At 68.3% G+C, this 801-nt stretch carries 1 protein-coding gene; it reads right to left on the reverse strand.

The features are described from left to right. On the reverse strand, positions 1-684 hold a 684-nt coding region (locus CWC38_RS11880), incomplete at its 3' end, for a hypothetical protein (protein WP_206059911.1). Positions 685-801: the final 117 nt, after the last annotated feature.

Raw genomic sequence — 801 nt, forward strand, 5'->3', positions numbered from 1 at the left:
GACGGCGGCCGTGAAGTAGGCGGCCATGGCCACGAGACCCGCGGTGACCAGGTGCGCGTCGTAGACACCGTAGAAGCCCCACGTGACGCCCACCGTGAGCACCGCGGCGACCACCGAGAGCATTCCGATCAGCCCCAGCCGGGAGCGCAGGCGCATCCCCTTGCCCAGGTTGCCGAGCATCGTGGAGGTCACGTACCCGGCGGTCACGCACGCCGTCATGACGTACATGTACGCGATCCCCAGGGTGTCCTTGGGAGCGGGCTTCTTCAGGTCCTGCACGGCCAGCGGCACACCGACCTGCTGCGCCACCTGCTGGAACACGGACTGCGCCGCGGCCGTGGCCTGGCGACCGCCGGCGGTGGCCACGTAGAGCTTGCCGTCCGAGGGGTCGAAGGCCGCGCGGGTCTCGCGGTCCATCACGTCCTCGCGGGCGGTGGGCGCGTCCGCCACGGTGCTGACGTCCAGTGCGTCACCGCCCTGGGCGGCCACCTGGCGGGCCAGCTGCTGCGTGGAGTCGGAGGTGCCGATGACCTCCACCTCCATGTGGTGCGGCACGGGCTGGTGCATGGCCGAGACGTAGGAGGCGGGATAGGCGAACGCCATGAACACGGGGAAGAGCATGGCCACGAGGATCATCCCGGTGGAGATCCTGGCGCCGGCTCCGGGTGGTTGAGGTGAAGACACGAGCGCTTACATTACACCTGTAAACATCCCTGTCAAATGTAAGATAACCGTTCGCAACTGCTATCCTGGGTTCATGGACGTCACGGCCGCCGACCCCCCGCAGCACTCCCCCCGGTG

Origin of the sequence: Kocuria tytonicola (assembly GCF_003687455.1) — a bacterium.
Lineage (GTDB): Bacteria > Actinomycetota > Actinomycetes > Actinomycetales > Micrococcaceae > Kocuria > Kocuria tytonicola.